The organism is Streptomyces sp. NPDC090445 (assembly GCF_044769385.1).
Lineage (GTDB): Bacteria > Actinomycetota > Actinomycetes > Streptomycetales > Streptomycetaceae > Streptomyces.
Map to the genome: position 1 here is coordinate 96,374 of NZ_JBIVXV010000020.1, position 15,944 is coordinate 112,317.

Consider the following 15,944-nt stretch of genomic DNA (forward strand, 5'->3'; position numbering starts at 1 on the left):
GCCGACCGCGGAACGCCGTTCCGCAGCCCGCTCCGGGGTGGTTCCGCCCGCCGCCACGGCACCCCGGCCCGCCGGGTGCGACGCACCGGATTCGGCCGAAGTGGCCGACCAGGGGCCCCTGCGGGGTTACCGTCCCACCACGGGAGCACCAGCCCGTCGATCGGAGGAGAGACACCATGACCGCTGACCCCGCGTGGCAGAAGTCCTCGTACTGCGGTGAGGGGGAGGCCTGCGTCTACGTGCTCGCCACCCCCGGGCACCTCGTCCGCGTGGCCGACCGCGCAGACCCGGCGCACCTCGTCCTGGCCACCACGCAGGCCGCCTGGGCCGACTTCCTGCGCGCCGTGAAGGAGCGCGGCTGACCCGCCGCCGGCCCGCGGCCGTTCCGCCGCGCCGGAATCACGGCGATCAGGGGATTTTGTCCGATTAGCGCGTATCTTCGGCGCATGCCCACGCCCTACGGATCCCGCGGCGGCATGGCGTTCAGCGCCGCCGAGCTGCGCGTGCTCAGGCGCACCCTCGCCCATGCCCTCCAGTCCTCCACGGCCCCCCTGACGGCACCCGAGGTGCAGGACTGCCTGCGTCTCGCACAGTCGGTGGACGAAGCGGTCCAGGAGGCGGGCCGGCTCAGAACGTTCCTCCTCGCCGACCTCGCGCGCTACCGCAGCGCCCTGCCCGGCAGCCTCTCCGGCTACCTGGAGCTGCTCCAGGACGCCCTGGCCGCCGGCTACGAGCCCACGCCGGACGATCTCGCCGCCCTGCGCGCCCTGCGCGCCAACCCGGTCGCGGCGGTCCTGCTGGAGCATGCCCAGGCCGTTGCCGGGCGCGCGCTGCGCCGGCGGCTGCCGGCCGCCCCGCCGCCCCGGACCCGGCTGCTGGCCCTGGCCGGCGGCAGGGACTCCACCAAGGAGCCGCCGCGCCCCCAGCCGTCCCGGCCGTCCCCGGAGACCCCGCCGCGCCCGGACCGGCCCGTACCGACCCCCGGCGAGGTGTTCCCGCCGCGCCGGAAGCCGACCCCGCCCCCGGCGGCCGGGCTGGCCGCCGGGTAGTCGACCGGCCGTGGGGAAGTCGACGGCAGTTCGGCAGCGCCCGAAGGGGCGCGGGGAACTGCGCGATCAGCCGCGGCCGGGCCGCAGGCGATCGCCGGACCCGCGCCCGGACCCCATCGCGGCCCCTCCCGCGGAGCGCTTAGGCTGGGGCCATGGACTACGTTTCCGCGCTCGTTCCCCCGTTCGTGATGGCTGCGTTCTTCATCGCTCTCGTCGTGACGATCGTGAAGAGCCAGGGCGGCGCCAACAAGGCGAAGGAGGACGCGGCCGTCGACGCCGCCCTCTCCCGCGCCGAAGCGGCTCAGCAGGCGCAGCCCCGCCCTTAGCGGGCGGGTTGTTCCGGGCGTACGGCCTCCGGGCCGTACGCCCGGTTTTTGTTGCCCGGTGTCGCGTGAATGGCCGGGCAATTCCCCACAATCCGCACTATCGTGCTGGTGTGCCTCGCCCCTTGGGAGAACTCGAAGACGCGGTCATGACGCGGGTGTGGCAGTGGAACCGCCCGGTCACCGTACGTGAAGTCCTGGAAGACCTCCAGCAGGAACGGTCCATCGCGTACACCACGGTGATGACCGTTATGGACAATCTCCATCAGAAGGGCTGGGTCCGCCGGGAAGCCGAAGGCCGCGCCTATCGATATACGGCGGTCTCCACCCGTGCCGCCTACTCGGCCGCACTGATGAACGAAGCCTGGTCCACGAGCGACAGCCCCGCGGCGGCTCTGGTGGCCTTCTTCGGGATGATGTCCCCGGAACAGCGCGAAGCGCTCCGCGACGCCATCCGGATCGTCCAGCACGACGAGGAGTCGGCCGCCGACCAGGCCGCCGACCAGGCCCCCGGCCCCGCGCCCCGGCAGGCCCCCGAGGCCCCCGAAGCCGCCGGACAGGCCCCCGAAGCCGCACCCGAAGCGGCCTCGGGCACCGAGGGGGACTCCGCCGCCGACCGCCCCGGCCCGGGGCGATAACGTCCCGTCATGGCCGAGATTTCCGCTGCCCCAGCAAAAACGGTGACGATCCGCCGTGCCCGTACCGGCGATGTCCGCGCACTGCGCCGCCTGCTCGACCAGTACGTGCAGCAGCGGATCCTCCTCGACAAAGCCCCGGTCACGCTTTACGAGGGCATCCAGGAGTTCTGGGTCGCGGAACGCCTCTCCGACGGCCGGGTGGTGGGCTGCGGCGCACTCCACGTGATGTGGGAAGACCTCGCCGAAGTGCGCACTCTCGCCGTCGACCTCGACTTGAAGGGGGCGGGAGTCGGCCATCAGCTGCTCGCGCAGTTGTTGGACACCGCCCGCGCCGTGGGGGTCCGCCGGGTTTTCTGCCTCACCTTCGAAGTGGACTTCTTCGCGAAGCACGGCTTCGTCGAGATCGGGGAGACGCCGGTCGAGACCGATGTGTACATGGAGCTCCTGCGTTCCTATGACGAGGGCGTCGCCGAGTTCCTCGGTCTCGAACGAGTGAAGCCGAACACCTTGGGCAACAGCCGGATGCTTCTGCACCTCTGAACGATCACGCCGACTTTTCCCGGGCTCCGCGCACCTGTGGCCTATGTCCGAATCGCGTACGTTTCCCTCCTCGCTGCGGTCCTGAACCTCTCCCGGGGGGTTTGTGTTTTTCCGGGAAAGGCGGTTTCCTTTCCGCGTACTGCTTTTCGATGAAAGGAAATCCGGTGGCACAGAAGGTTCAGGTCCTTCTTGTCGACGACCTCGACGGTGGCGAGGCGGACGAGACCGTGACGTTCGCTCTGGATGGCAAGACCTACGAGATCGACCTCACCACCGCCAACGCGGAAACGCTCCGTGGTCTGCTCGAGCCGTACACCAAGGGCGGTCGCCGCACCGGCGGCCGTGCCGCCGCCGGCCGCGCCAAGGGCCGCGCTGCAGTGAGCTCCGGCAACCCGGACACCGCCGAGATCCGCGCCTGGGCCAAGGCCCAGGGGATGAACGTCAACGACCGCGGTCGGGTTCCGGCGGAAATCCGCGAGGCCTACGAGAACGCCAAGGGCTGATCCCGTACCGGCGTACGCCGTCGCAGCCGCGCCCGGTGGCATTCCGTCGCCGCCGCGGCGACCAGGCGTACGAGATCGGGCGCAGCACCCGGCCGGAGGCCGAGGCCGCCCTGCCCAGGACCGGGCAGGGCCGGCAGCAGCGCCTCACACCCCTGCTCGGGGGGTCGCAGCCACACGGCGGCCCCCCGGGGACTTCCCCCCGCGGCCCGTCCCGGGGGAACCGGAGCCGTGATCCGGCCACCGGCGCCCAGGGCGGTGAGGTCGAGGGCGACCCCGCCCCACTCCAGCCAGTCGAGCAGCCCCGGCAGCTCCTCCGCGGACCCCGCCGCCACCAGGAACCGCATCCTGCGGCCCATGAGGGCGACCGGGCCGGTGGCCACCGGCCGCCGCAGCAGCTCCGCCCCCGCGTCGGACGGCAGCTCCAGCACGTCGAACCGGGTCCCGGTGACCAGCTGGGCGGGCGGCCCGCCCGCGACGGTCCAGCCCAGCACCCCCTCGTACCAGGACGCGCAGCAGTCCTCCGGAGCGGTGCGGGGCGGGGGAACGGTGAAAGCCATGACAGGAGCAACTCCGAACGGCTTCCCGGGTTACGCTGTGCACTCCGGCCAATGCGGAACGTAAAGCTTCAGGGGGTGGGGTCCCACATTCGGGACCGAATCGTGTTCGCCCGTAGCGGAGTCACCCGGTGGCGAGCGCATGGACCGTCAGTGCTTACGGGTAAGACATTCCTAGTGGATCGGGGCGACACGCTGATTTGAGCGGGTTCCGTTCGCCATCGGCGTACACCTGTGACGGGTATCTGCCTGGCCTGCGGGAACATCGTCTCGCACCATCGGGTTGGAGCAGTTGTCGGCTGTTGCAGCCGGTTTTCCCCACTGACATGGGGGTGAGCCGCGGACGGATGTCGGCAGTTGGAATGAGCTGTCCCGCCCCGCGGGACTAGCATGCGGAAGGACAGGGCGGGGACCGACCCCGAACTGCCCGACCGCTCTGAGGAGCGATAAACGATGTTCGAGAGGTTCACCGACCGCGCGCGGCGGGTTGTCGTCCTGGCTCAGGAAGAAGCCCGGATGCTCAACCACAACTACATCGGCACCGAGCACATCCTCCTGGGCTTGATCCACGAGGGTGAGGGTGTCGCCGCTAAGGCCCTGGAGAGCCTCGGGATTTCGCTCGAGGCTGTTCGCCAGCAGGTTGAGGAGATCATCGGCCAGGGCCAGCAGGCCCCGTCCGGCCACATCCCCTTCACCCCGCGGGCGAAGAAGGTCCTGGAGCTCTCGCTCCGAGAGGCCCTCCAGCTCGGCCACAACTACATCGGCACCGAGCACATCCTGCTGGGCCTGATCCGCGAGGGCGAGGGTGTCGCGGCCCAGGTCCTGGTCAAGCTGGGCGCCGATCTCAACAGGGTCCGGCAGCAGGTCATCCAGCTGCTCTCCGGCTACTCCGGCGGAGGCAAGGAGTCGGCCACGGCAGGCGGCCCGGCCGAGGGCACCCCCTCGACCTCGCTCGTCCTGGACCAGTTCGGCCGCAACCTCACCCAGGCGGCCCGCGAATCCAAGCTCGACCCGGTCATCGGGCGCGAGAAGGAGATCGAGCGGGTCATGCAGGTGCTGTCCCGCCGCACCAAGAACAACCCGGTCCTCATCGGCGAGCCCGGCGTCGGCAAGACCGCCGTCGTCGAGGGCCTGGCCCAGGCCATCGTCAAGGGCGAGGTGCCCGAGACCCTCAAGGACAAGCACCTCTACACCCTCGACCTGGGCGCGCTCGTCGCCGGCTCCCGCTACCGCGGTGACTTCGAGGAGCGCCTGAAGAAGGTCCTGAAGGAGATCCGCACCCGCGGCGACATCATCCTGTTCATCGACGAGCTCCACACGCTGGTCGGTGCGGGTGCCGCGGAAGGCGCGATCGACGCGGCCTCGATCCTGAAGCCGATGCTGGCCCGCGGTGAGCTCCAGACCATCGGTGCCACCACGCTCGACGAGTACCGCAAGCACCTGGAGAAGGACGCGGCCCTGGAGCGCCGCTTCCAGCCCATCCAGGTCGCCGAGCCGTCGCTGCCGCACACGATCGAGATCCTCAAGGGTCTGCGCGACCGCTACGAGGCCCACCACCGCGTCTCCATCACGGACGAGGCCCTCGTCCAGGCGGCCACCCTGGCCGACCGGTACATCTCGGACCGCTTCCTGCCGGACAAGGCGATCGACCTGATCGACGAGGCCGGCTCCCGGATGCGCATCCGCCGGATGACCGCGCCGCCGGACCTCCGCGAGTTCGACGAGAAGATCGCGGCCGTGCGCCGGGACAAGGAGTCGGCCATCGACTCCCAGGACTTCGAGAAGGCGGCCTCCCTCCGCGACAAGGAGAAGCAGCTCCTCGCCGCGAAGGCCAAGCGCGAGAAGGAATGGAAGGCCGGCGACATGGACGTCGTCGCCGAGGTCGACGGCGAGCTGATCGCCGAGGTCCTCGCGACCGCGACCGGGATTCCCGTCTTCAAGCTCACCGAGGAGGAGTCCTCGCGCCTGCTGCGCATGGAGGACGAGCTCCACAAGCGGGTCATCGGCCAGAAGGACGCCATCAAGGCGCTCTCCCAGGCGATCCGCCGTACCCGTGCGGGTCTGAAGGACCCGAAGCGCCCGGGTGGCTCGTTCATCTTCGCCGGCCCGTCCGGTGTCGGTAAGACCGAGCTCTCCAAGACGCTCGCCGAATTCCTCTTCGGCGACGAGGACGCGCTGATCTCCCTCGACATGTCGGAGTTCAGCGAGAAGCACACGGTTTCCCGCCTCTTCGGTTCGCCCCCCGGCTACGTGGGCTACGAAGAGGGCGGCCAGCTCACCGAGAAGGTGCGCCGCAAGCCGTTCTCCGTCGTCCTCTTCGACGAGGTCGAGAAGGCCCACCCGGATATCTTCAATTCCCTTCTCCAGATCCTGGAGGACGGCCGCCTGACCGACTCCCAGGGCCGGGTCGTGGACTTCAAGAACACGGTCATCATCATGACGACCAACCTGGGCACCCGGGACATCTCGAAGGGCTTCAACCTGGGCTTCGCCGCCCAGGGCGACGTCAAGACCGGCTACGAGCGCATGAAGGCCAAGGTCAACGAGGAGCTGAAGCAGCACTTCCGCCCCGAGTTCCTGAACCGTGTCGACGACACGGTGGTCTTCCACCAGCTGTCGCAGGAAGACATCATCCAGATCGTCGACCTGATGATCGCCAAGGTGGACGAGCGCCTCAAGGACCGCGACATGGGCATCGAGCTCAGCGGCGAGGCCAAGCTCCTGCTGGCCAAGCGCGGCTACGACCCGATCCTGGGCGCGCGCCCGCTGCGCCGCACGATCCAGCGCGAGATCGAGGACATCCTGTCGGAGAAGATCCTCTTCGGCGAGCTGCGCCCCGGTCACATCGTGGTCGTCGGCACGGAGGGTGAGGGCGAGAACGTCAAGTTCACCTTCCGCGGCGAGGAGAAGTCGGCCCTGCCGGACCTCCCGCCGATCGAGGCCACGGGCTCGGGCCCGGACCTCAGCAAGGGCTGACGGCCCGCCCGCACCGCGGGCAGCCGTCACAGGCACCAGGGGCGGCCCCGGAACCACACACGGTTCCGGGGCCGCCCCTCGTGCGTGCAAGGCCCCTTGCGGCCCGGGGCGGGGATCCTGCGGGGCCCGCACCGCGGGGCGCCTGCGGGCCGTACGGCGGGGGTGGCGGGAGCCGTCGTACGGCAGTGGGGCCGGGGGAGGCGTACGTACGGCAGTGGGGGCCGGGGAGGCGGCCGTCCGCGGGCTGCGGGGGAGGGATCCGAGGGCTCCGGGGGGAGGGCTGCGGGGGTCTGCGCGGCTCTGCGGGATGCAGGACTTCGGGCCCGGAACGGGGCCGCGGGGGCCCTGGGGCGGTGACAAGCCGCACAGGGCAAATCGGACCTCCTACCACCTTTCGTAGATCCGATATCCGATTTGTCCCCCATGTTCACCCAGGAAGAGGCCGGTCAAGCAGGTGCGCCACACCCCCCTCCCCTACGAGCCGCCGTAGTAATCGGGACGTTTGGGGATGTCGCAGGACGCGGGTTACCAAGGTTGGGCAAGCCCGGCACACCGCCGCTCGCGGTGCCGGGCTCGCTCACTGCCTGACTGCCCCGTCCCCGGCCCCGGAGGTCTCCTACATGTCCGCGAAGCGCATCAGCACCCGTCGTACCCGCCTCGCCATCGGCGCCACCGCCCTCGGTGCGACCCTGGCCCTCGGGGCCGGCGCCACTGCCGCCTTCGCCGCCACCCCCGCCGCCCTGCCCGCCGCACAGTCCTCCACCTCGGCCGCCTCGGCCAAGGCCGGCGCCTGGCAGAAGCCCCTCGCCGCCTACACGCTTTCCGCGACGTACGGCAAGGGCGGCAACCTCTGGTCCGCCAAGCACTCCGGCCAGGACTTCGCCGTCCCCGTCGGCACCGCGGTCACGTCCGTCAGCGCCGGCACCGTCGTCAAGGCCGGCCCCAACGGCGGCGGCGACGGCCCGGCCTACGGCAACGCCATCGTGGTCAAGCACGGCAACAACACGTACTCGCAGTACGCGCACCTGGCCAAGATCCAGGTCAAGATCGGCCAGAAGGTCGCCAAGGGCGCCCAGATCGGCCTGTCCGGCAACACCGGCAACTCCACCGGCCCGCACCTGCACTTCGAGATCCGGACCACGCCGAACTACGGCTCCTCCGTGAACCCGGTCGCCTTCCTGCGCGCCGCCGGCGTCACCCTCTGACGCACCCGGACCACCCGGGACCATCCGGACAGGCAGCAGAACCGGCCCGCCGAGCGGGCCGGTTCTTCGCGTGTTTTCCGCGTCTTCCTCGCGTGTTCCCCGCGTGTCAGAACAGCAGCCACGCCCCCGAGGGCTTGGTCTTCGCGTCGACCCGGCCGGCCTTGAGGGTGTCGATCTGGGCGGGCGACAGCAGCGCATCGTAGGTCTGGATGCTGTCCATGGCGCCGCTCCACGCGGCGGTCCACTTGTCCTCGTGGCGGGCACGGGCCACCTGGAGCGGGCCCGGCGCCTGGAAGACGCCGGTGACGGCGCTCTCCCCGGCCTTCTTGCCGTTGACGTACAGGGCGATCTGCTTGCGCTCGGCGTCGTACGTCGCGGTCAGCTGGGCGAAGGTCTTCTCCATCTTGGCGCTCTCGCCGCTGACGGTGACGACGGTGGACTCGGCGCCCTGATCGCCGGTCTGCACGCGGAAGACCCACGCCGGCTTGCCGTTCACCTGGTCCAGGCCCAGCTCGAACGCGAACGACTTCTCGGCGCCCTGGCTGACGGCCATCTGCCGGCCCTTCGCCGAGCGGCTCCACACCCGGGCCGAGACGGTGAAGCTCTTGGACGTGTCCACGATCTGGCTCTCGGCCTCGGCGTACGAGTTCTCGTTGCCCTTGGTGCGGAGCTCGAACCGCTTGTCGATGGGGAAGACCCCGGCGTCGGCGCCCATCTTCAGCGGAGCCTTGCCGGCGCGGTCCCGGATCTTGGTGGGGTCGTCCTTGACGGTCGGCGTGTTGTCGACCGGAGCCTTGCTCTTGGAGCCGCTGGGGGAGGGCGAGGCCGAGGCCGAGGTGGAGGGCGAGGGGTCGCCGCCGGCGTCGTCGCTGCCCTTGTCGTTCCCGCCCATGAGCAGGAACGTTCCACCGCCGGCGAGCAGCGCCAGTACGGTCACCCCGCCGCCGATCATCCACAGCCGCTTCTTGCGCCGCTCGGCCGCGGAGCGGTCGGCCATCGCCTCCCAGTCGGGCTGCTCGGACTGCAGCGGCGGGAACGGCCCGGGCCCCGGGGCGTCCTGGACGGGCAGCCCGGCCGGCGGCCACTGCGCGGGCGGGACGGCGGCGTTCTGCTGGAACGGAGCAGGACCCCCACCCGGTTGATACGGACCCGCCCCCGGACCCGCAGGCGCGCCCGGAGCCCCCGGAGCGCCGGGACCCCCCGGAGCCGCAGGCGTGCCCGGGACTGCCGGAGCACCGGGTGCGCCCGGAGCTCCCGCCTGCCCCGGGAAGCCGTGGCCGCCGGGCTGGCCGGGCGCCGCGGGCTGACCGGGCGCGCCGGGACCCCCCGGAGCTCCCGCCTGCTGCGGGAAGCCGTAGCCGCCGCCGGGCTGGCCGGGAGCGGCCGGCGGGCCGGGGACGGTGGGCGGGGGGCCGAAGGCGCCGACGGGGGCCTGCGGGCTGCCCGGGGCCGGGGCGGTGCCCGGGTAGCCGTAGCCGCCGGGGGCCGGCGGTACCGGCGGGAATCCGTAGCCGTTCCCCGGGGCGGGCTCGGGCTGCGGGGTGCTCGGGGGATTCTTGCCGTCGGTCATGCCACGGATGCTAGAACACCGGTCCGTACATACGAACGACCCGGTCCTTCTCGGCATGCCCCTGCCGGCCCGCGCAGCGCCTGCGCGGCCGCGCGGGGCCGTCCCGCCCGCCAGAGGGGTGCGGGCCGTGCGGGGCTGAGCGCGCGGTTCCCCGCGCCCCTGGGCGGCCCTGCCCGGTCGGTGGACGGCGGCCAGGCAGGGGCTTGGGGCTCTGGTGGGCCGCGCGCTGCCGAGCGGGGGTGTCCCGCTCTTCAGGGGCGCGGGGAACTGCGCGGGCAGCCACCGACCACCCGTAGCCGAACAGCGGCGGGGTGGCCCCCGGGCCGTGGGCCTTCCGACCACCCCGCCGCCACACGGTGCGGGCCGTGCGGGGCTGAGCGCGCGGTTCCCCGCGCCCCTGGGCGGCCCTGCCCGGTCGGCGGGGCATGCCCGGGCGAGCGGCTCCCGCTCAGGGGCTCACAGGATCCCCGCGGAGCGCCCCGCTCAGCCCGGCAGCTGGATGATCGGGAAGCTGCCCGTGGCCGTCGGCGCGTGCTCCGGCAGCCACAGCACGGCCACCGCGCCCGCCGCCGCCCCCTCGCGGTCCGCGCCGCTCGGCGCGGCCACGTTGCGGAAGGTCAGCCGGGCGCCCAGGACCCGCGCCTGGCCCTCCGCGATGGTGAGCCCCAGCCCGTGGCCCACCCCGGCCCGGTCGGTGGACCCGGTCCGGAACCGGCTCGGCCCTTCCCGCAGCAGGTCTTCGGGGAAGCCGGGCCCGTGGTCCCGGACCCGCAGGACGCGGCCTTCGATGTCGACCTGGACCGGGGGCTGCCCGTAGCGGGCGGCGTTCGCGAGCAGGTTGCCCAGGATCCGCTCCAGCCGCCGCGGGTCGGTGCTGACGATCTCGTCCGCGACGACCCGGACCGATGCCTCCGGCATCAGCGCGGTCACCCGGCGGCTCACGAACTCGCCCAGCGCCACGTCCTGGAGTTCGGCCCGCTCCGACGCGCTGTCGAGCCGGGCCACCTCCAGTACGTCCTCGACCAGTGCCCGCATGGCCTGGGCGCGGTCGCGGACCAGTTCTGTCGGCCGCCCCGGAGGCAGCAGCTCCGCGGCCGTGAGCAGGCCCGTCACCGGGGTCCGCAGCTCGTGTGCGATGTCCGCGGTGACCCGCCGTTCGGCCTCCAGCCGCTGCTGGAGCGCGTCGGCCATGGCGTCGACGGCCCGCGCGAGGTCGTCGGTCTCGTCCCGTACGACACCGCCGACCGCGTCCCGGACCCGTACGTCCGGGTCGCCGTGCGCCACCCGCTGGGCGGCGGCCGCGGCCTTGCGCAGCCGGCTGGAGATCTGCCCGCCGATGAGGACGCCGAGGGCCGCGCCGGCGACGACGGCGGTCAGCGATCCGACGACCAGGGCCTGGTCGAGGTCGCGCACCAGCTTGGCGCTCTCCTTGAACGTGGTGTGCAGGGACAGCACCGCCCCGTTGCCCAGCGGTACCGCGGCCCACACCTCGGGCCCCTTGGGGGATTCCTGGATGTAGGTGCCGCGCCGCCCGGACCGGGCCTTCTCCCGGAGTTCGGCGGGCAGGTCGGGATCGTTGACCTTGGCACCCATGGGCGGCTTGCGCCCGACGTCGACGTTGCGGGAGATGAACTGCACCCGGTCGAGCTGGACCTCGCGGGCGCTGTTCAGCATCGAGGTGCGGGCACCGCTGTGCACCACCAGGCTCAGCGCGACCACGACGAGCGCGGCGACGGCGGCGATGGCGGCGGCGATCTTCCAGCGGATCCCCGTACGGAAGGTGAAGCGTCTCATCCCTTGAGCTTGTATCCGAAGCCGCGGACCGTTTCGATCCGGTCCTGCCCGATCTTGGTGCGCAGCCGCTGCACGTGGACGTCCACGACGCGGGTGTCACCGCCCCAGTCGTAGTCCCAGACGCGCTCCAGCAGCCGGTCGCGGGAGAGCACGGTGCCCGGCGCCGAGGAGAACTCCAGCAGCAGGCGCATCTCGGTCGGCGTCAGCGCCACCGGTGCCCCGGCCCTGCGCACCTCCATGCCCTCGGTGTCGACCTCCAGGTCGCCGAAGGCCAGCAGGCCGCGCTCGGCGGATCCGTCCCCGCCGCCCGCGCCGGCGCCGTTCGCGCCGCCGGCGTGGCCGAAGCGGCGCAGCACGGCGCGGATCCGGGCGACGAGGACGGCGCCGTCGAAGGGCTTGGTGACGTAGTCGTCGGCGCCCGCCTCCAGGCCGAGGACCACGTCGATGGAGTCGGCGCGCGCCGACAGCATGATCACCGGGACGGTGGACTCGTCGCGGATCCGGCGGCACAGGCTCACGCCGTCCATGCCGGGCACCATCACGTCGAGCAGGGCGATGTCGGGCCGGTCGGCCCGGAAGGACTCCAGGCCGGACAGGCCGTCGGGCATGGCCGTGACCGTGAACCCGTCGCGTTCGAGCGCCAGGGTGGTGGCCTCGCGGATGACGTCGTCGTCCTCCACGAACAGGACATGGGTCTCGGCCATGCGCAAGCCTCGCCTCGGTTCCTTCGCTGCGGGTGGGTCAGTTCTTCTGGCTGATCGCCGGCGCGGGCTGGCCTCCGCCGTCGATGTTGCTGTAGTCGGTGTGGACGCGGTCCTGCTCGGTGAACTTCCCGCCGTTCCACCGGTACGTGATCACGTCCTCGCCCGACGGGTAGGCGAGGGCGTCGCTCTTGCCGTAGACGGGCTTGGTGACGACCAGGTCGCCCCGGTCGATCTCCGCGTAGACGGGCGGCTGCTCGTCCGAGAACACATTCTCGTACGTCCCGCCCTCCGCCCGGTACACGTACGAGCCCCGCCCCAGCGCATCCGCGCAGGACAGCACGTTGATCACGATGTCGGTCACGGAGCCGCCGGTGATCTTCCCGTAGCTCACGTCGACGGGGTACTCCTTGCCCGTGCACGGCTTGAGGTCCCGTTTGACCTCGGCACTGACCCGTGGGTCCGCCTTCAGCAGCGCGACCGGGTCGATCCTCCGCTCCGGCTTGCCCGAGGGGGCCGTCCGGATCGGGGCGGGTTCGGCGGGGGAGGACGGCGCCCCGCTCCTGGCCGCCGCATCGCTGCGGGCGGGCCCGCCGTCGCGCAGTCCGGTCCCGGTCGGGGAGCAACCGGCCGCGAACAGCACAGTGCCGACGAGGACGACCGTCCCCGCCGACATCAATACCAGCGGACTTCTACCGCTCAAGCTTTGGCCGTTCAGGCCGCGCACCGCTCACGCCTCTCGTACCGGATGGTGTGGTCCCCGCGGTGGTCACCGCGCTCCAGCGCGCGCATGTCCAGGTCCCGGCTCTCCAGTTCCTGCCGGAGGCGGGCCAGTGCGCGGTGCAGGGTGCTCTTCACGGTACCGGTAGACATGCCGAGTGCGGCAGCCGTCTCCTCCGTGCTCATCTGCTCCCAGTGCCGCAGGACGACCACGCTGCGCTGCTTGGGGGCGAGCACCTTGAGGATGTCCATCAGCAGGGCCCGGTCGGCGCGCTGCTCGGTGCCGTCCTCGACGGAGGCGTCCGGGAGCTGCTCGGTGGGGACCTCTTCGAGCTTGCGGGCGCGCCACCACTCCGTACGGGTGTTGATCATGACGCGGCGCAGGTAGGCGTCGGCCAGGGCCTTGTCGGCGATGCCGTCCCAGCGGCCGTAGGTGCGCACCAGGGCGGTCTGCAGGAGGTCCTGGGCGTCGGTGGGGTCCGGAACGAGGCGCCGGGCGCTGCGCAGCAGCGCGTCCTGCCGAGTGCGGACGTACTCCTCGAAGCCGAGTACCTCGCCGTGCGCCATCTCTGACCGCCTCCGTTCCGACCAACGGCTCATCCGCTGCCCAACGGAGACGACGGTACGGAGGCGTTGTCACGAGCCTGTGCGGGCCAGCCTGCGGTGGGCGCACGGACACCCATAGGTTGTGTAACAACGGCCGTGAGCTGGGGTTTCCCCGCAACAAACGGAATGGATCAGTCAGTTTGCGGGCGGGTCTGCGGCAGCCGGTACATGCCCCCGGCGAGCGGCTCGACCAGCCCGTCCGAGACCAGCCCGTCCAGGGCGCGGGCCCGCTGCACGGGCTCGTTCCACACGGTGTCGAGCACGCTCTGCGGAACCGGCCCGACCGCCTCCCGCAGCACGGCCAGCAGCTTGCCGCGGACCTGCCGGTCCGTCCCCGCGTACGTCTGCCCGCGCCGCGGCGGCCCGTCGTGCGCCGGCTTCCCGGCGAGCCGCCACGCGCACAGCCCGGCCACCGGGCAGCGGGCGCAGTCCGGGCTCTTGGCCGTGCACACCAGCGCCCCGAGCTCCATGGACGCCGCCGCCCAGCGGGCCGCCGTGGCCTCGTCCCCGGGCAGCAGGGCCCGGGCCAGGCGCCGCTCGGCGGCGGTGGTGGCGTTCGGCGGGTACTCGACGCCGGTCGTGGTGCGGGCGAAGACCCGGCGCACGTTGGTGTCGAGCACCGCGTGCCGCTGCCCGTACGCGAAGGAGGCCACCGCGGCCGCGGTGTACTCGCCGATGCCGGGCAGCGCCAGCAGCTGCGCGTGCTCGCGGGGCACGTCCCCGCCGTGCCGCTCCGTTATCGCCACGGCCGCGCCGTGCAGCCGCAGGGCCCGGCGCGGGTAGCCGAGCCGCCCCCAGGCCCGTACGGCCTCGCCGGGGGCCTCGGCGGCCAGGTCGGCGGGCCGGGGCCAGCGGGCCAGCCACTGCTCGTACACGGGCAGGACCCGGCTGACGGGGGTCTGCTGGAGCATGAACTCGCTGACCATGACCCCCCAGGCGCCGGCCTCGGGGCGGCGCCAGGGCAGGTCGCGGGCGTGCTCGTCGAACCAGGCGATGACCGGGGAGTGCAGTGCGTGGACCGCCTCCGCGGCTTCGGCGTCCGGGGGCACGGCGGCCGCGGTCTCGGCGGGGGAGGAGGTTGTCCGGGATGCAGTCATGACATACGGCATCCTGGCACGTTTCACCGCCGTCGCGCGGAGCCCGGACCGGTGAACCAGAGCGCCGCCGGGTTGCCGCTCGTCCGCACGGCGGCGGTGATCCTACTGATCGGACCGGTCAGCGCGAGGACGAAGAGCGCGGCGACGATGCCGCCGGCGACCGCGCCCACGGCCACGTCGTGCGGGTAGTGCACGCCGACGAACACCCGCGAGTACGCCATCAGCAGGGCCATCGGCACCGTCAGCAGCACCAGCCGGCGCAGCGCGAGGGCCAGCGCCACGGCGGCCGCACCCGCGATCGCGGAGTGGTTGCTCGGGAAGGACCAGTCGCCCGGGGCCGGGCATTCCACGAGCGAGGCGACGGCACCGGCCACCGCCCGGCAGGGGCGTTCCTCCGTCACGACCAGCTTCACGCTCTCGGAGGCCACGTAGGCCACGGCGGTGGCGAGCGGGGCGAGGACGGCGAGCGCCATCGCCTGCGGGTTGCGCTGCCCGCGCGCACGCCACCACACGGTTATGAACAGGACGCCGAACAACAGCAGTCCGTATTCGGTCCACACCTCGAAAGCCGACTGCACCCAACCGGGCGCTGAGTGGGCGGAGTCGGTGATGTCGCGGTAGAGGTCGGAAGTGTCCATGGTCACCGACCGTACTCAACCGGCGGAGACGCCCTTGCACGGCCCCTGGCCGATTCGTTTCGGTCGGATCCCCGCAGCAGGCTGATCATCGGCAAAACCTGCCGGATACGCGGCATGTGGGGCGCGGATCGGGCCCCGGACTCTCGTAAAGTTCCGTCCGTGGGATCTATGCGCAATCCGGTCGGGCCGCTCCCCTCCTCCATCTACTGGCGACGGAGGGCTGTGCTGGCGTCCGTCGTCGCGCTCCTCGCGCTCCTCGCCGTATGGGCCGTCAGTTCCTCAGGGGGCACGTCGAGTACGAACGGCAAGGGTCAGAAGGGACCCGACCCCGTCTCCTCGATCACCCCGGGTCCGTCCGGGACCGGTCCGGCGATCGGTCAGGCGCCGGGCGGGCGCACCGAGTCGGGCGGCGGCACGGGCAAGAACGGTGACCCGGGCGCCGGTTCCGGTTCGGGCGGCGGTGCGGGCTCCGGTTCGGCCGCGGCCGGCGCCGGCAGCGCCGGCGCGGGGGCGAACGGCGGCGGCGCGGGCGGCGCGGCGGCCGTCCCGGCCGACTCCCCACTGCCCACCTGCTCGTCGAGCTCCCTGCAGTGGGACGTCAAGAGCGTCAAGAACGATTACGAGGCGGGCGAGAAGCCCCGCCTCGAACTGATCGCCCGCAACATCACCGGATCGACCTGCAAGGCCGACCTCGGCCCGAAGCAGGCCGTGCTGACCATCCTCCAGGCGAGCACCAGCAAGGCCGTCTGGTCCTCGGGTGACTGCCCCACCGGCCCCGGCAGTGCCTTCTACCGCGTACCGGCGCAGGGCGAGACCAAGCAGGTCGTCGAGTGGGACCGCAGGTTCAGCGCCGCCGACCAGTGCCAGACGCCCCCGGCGGGCAGCGCCGCCCCCGACACCTACGTGGTGGAGGCCAAGTTCCCGGGCCTGCCCGTGGCCCGCACCTCGTTCGTCCTCAAGCCGGAGTAGCCCCCGGCCGGAGCGGCTCCGGCCGGGGTGACACCGGCCCGCGCGACACCGGCCGGGGCGA

At 72.2% G+C, this 15,944-nt stretch carries 17 protein-coding genes; 9 read left to right on the top strand and 8 right to left on the bottom strand.

The genetic code is table 11. The features are described from left to right. Positions 1–176: 176 nt before the first annotated feature. From ACIQUT_RS29305 to ACIQUT_RS29330, 6 genes are all read left to right on the top strand, one after another. Entirely contained in the window at positions 177–362 is a 186-nt protein-coding gene (locus tag ACIQUT_RS29305; RefSeq protein WP_403567127.1) for a DUF397 domain-containing protein, read from the top strand. 84 nt (positions 363–446) lie between these two features. Further along, positions 447–1,049, top strand: coding sequence for a hypothetical protein (locus ACIQUT_RS29310; protein ID WP_403567129.1), 603 nt, complete (start codon positions 447–449; stop codon positions 1,047–1,049). A 152-nt stretch (positions 1,050–1,201) separates the two neighbouring features. Next, entirely contained in the window at positions 1,202–1,375 is a 174-nt protein-coding gene (locus tag ACIQUT_RS29315; protein ID WP_403567131.1) for a hypothetical protein, read from the top strand. A gap of 110 nt (positions 1,376–1,485) precedes the next feature. Next, a complete protein-coding gene (locus tag ACIQUT_RS29320; RefSeq protein ID WP_403567133.1) occupies positions 1,486–2,010 on the top strand; it encodes a BlaI/MecI/CopY family transcriptional regulator in 525 nt (174 codons plus the stop codon). A 9-nt stretch (positions 2,011–2,019) separates the two neighbouring features. Then, positions 2,020–2,550, top strand: coding sequence for an amino-acid N-acetyltransferase (locus tag ACIQUT_RS29325; RefSeq protein WP_403567134.1), 531 nt, complete (start codon positions 2,020–2,022; stop codon positions 2,548–2,550). 164 nt (positions 2,551–2,714) lie between these two features. After that, positions 2,715–3,053 carry an Lsr2 family protein gene (locus ACIQUT_RS29330; protein WP_403567135.1) on the top strand — a complete coding sequence of 113 codons (339 nt, stop codon included), beginning with the start codon at positions 2,715–2,717 and terminating at the stop codon, positions 3,051–3,053. Here ACIQUT_RS29330 and ACIQUT_RS29335 read toward each other — a convergent pair. Continuing rightward, on the bottom strand, positions 3,032–3,610 hold the full coding sequence (locus ACIQUT_RS29335; protein WP_403567137.1) for an SCO3374 family protein: 579 nt from the start codon (positions 3,608–3,610) through the stop codon (positions 3,032–3,034). The two genes, ACIQUT_RS29330 and ACIQUT_RS29335, sit on opposite strands and share 22 nt — an antisense overlap. A gap of 450 nt (positions 3,611–4,060) precedes the next feature. On the opposite strand from ACIQUT_RS29335, the gene ACIQUT_RS29340 reads away from it, so the two are divergent. Together ACIQUT_RS29340 and ACIQUT_RS29345 are read left to right on the top strand one after the other, a co-directional pair. Then, entirely contained in the window at positions 4,061–6,583 is a 2,523-nt protein-coding gene (locus ACIQUT_RS29340; RefSeq protein WP_360639996.1) for an ATP-dependent Clp protease ATP-binding subunit, read from the top strand. A 620-nt stretch (positions 6,584–7,203) separates the two neighbouring features. Continuing rightward, positions 7,204–7,788: a M23 family metallopeptidase gene (locus tag ACIQUT_RS29345; protein ID WP_403567139.1), complete on the top strand. Its 585-nt coding sequence runs from the start codon at positions 7,204–7,206 to the stop codon at positions 7,786–7,788. Between the two features lie 106 nt (positions 7,789–7,894). On the opposite strand, the gene ACIQUT_RS29350 is transcribed toward ACIQUT_RS29345, so the two are convergent. The 7 genes from ACIQUT_RS29350 to ACIQUT_RS29380 form a co-directional block, all read right to left on the bottom strand. Further along, positions 7,895–9,358 carry a LamG-like jellyroll fold domain-containing protein gene (locus tag ACIQUT_RS29350; RefSeq protein WP_403567140.1) on the bottom strand — a complete coding sequence of 488 codons (1,464 nt, stop codon included), beginning with the start codon at positions 9,356–9,358 and terminating at the stop codon, positions 7,895–7,897. Positions 9,359–9,841: 483 nt separating this feature from the next. Then, on the bottom strand, positions 9,842–11,152 hold the full coding sequence (gene cseC / locus ACIQUT_RS29355; protein WP_403567142.1) for a two-component system sensor histidine kinase CseC: 1,311 nt from the start codon (positions 11,150–11,152) through the stop codon (positions 9,842–9,844). After that, on the bottom strand, positions 11,149–11,856 hold the full coding sequence (gene cseB / locus ACIQUT_RS29360; protein WP_403567144.1) for a two-component system response regulator CseB: 708 nt from the start codon (positions 11,854–11,856) through the stop codon (positions 11,149–11,151). The genes cseC and cseB overlap by 4 nt, the downstream gene beginning before the upstream one ends. Positions 11,857–11,893: 37 nt before the next feature. Continuing rightward, positions 11,894–12,529, bottom strand: a complete 636-nt coding sequence (locus ACIQUT_RS29365) for a hypothetical protein (RefSeq protein WP_403567145.1) — start codon at positions 12,527–12,529, stop codon at positions 11,894–11,896. A gap of 38 nt (positions 12,530–12,567) precedes the next feature. Beyond that, entirely contained in the window at positions 12,568–13,140 is a 573-nt protein-coding gene (locus ACIQUT_RS29370) for a SigE family RNA polymerase sigma factor (protein WP_179177312.1), read from the bottom strand. Between the two features lie 170 nt (positions 13,141–13,310). Next, complete coding sequence (locus tag ACIQUT_RS29375) at positions 13,311–14,276, bottom strand: A/G-specific adenine glycosylase (protein ID WP_403567147.1); 966 nt, start codon at positions 14,274–14,276, stop codon at positions 13,311–13,313. 23 nt (positions 14,277–14,299) lie between these two features. Next, entirely contained in the window at positions 14,300–14,914 is a 615-nt protein-coding gene (locus ACIQUT_RS29380) for a phosphatase PAP2 family protein (protein ID WP_403567150.1), read from the bottom strand. A gap of 168 nt (positions 14,915–15,082) precedes the next feature. Between ACIQUT_RS29380 and ACIQUT_RS29385 the strand changes: the two genes are divergently transcribed. Next, on the top strand, positions 15,083–15,883 hold the full coding sequence (locus tag ACIQUT_RS29385) for a hypothetical protein (protein ID WP_403567184.1): 801 nt from the start codon (positions 15,083–15,085) through the stop codon (positions 15,881–15,883). The last annotated feature ends 61 nt before the right edge of the window (positions 15,884–15,944 follow it).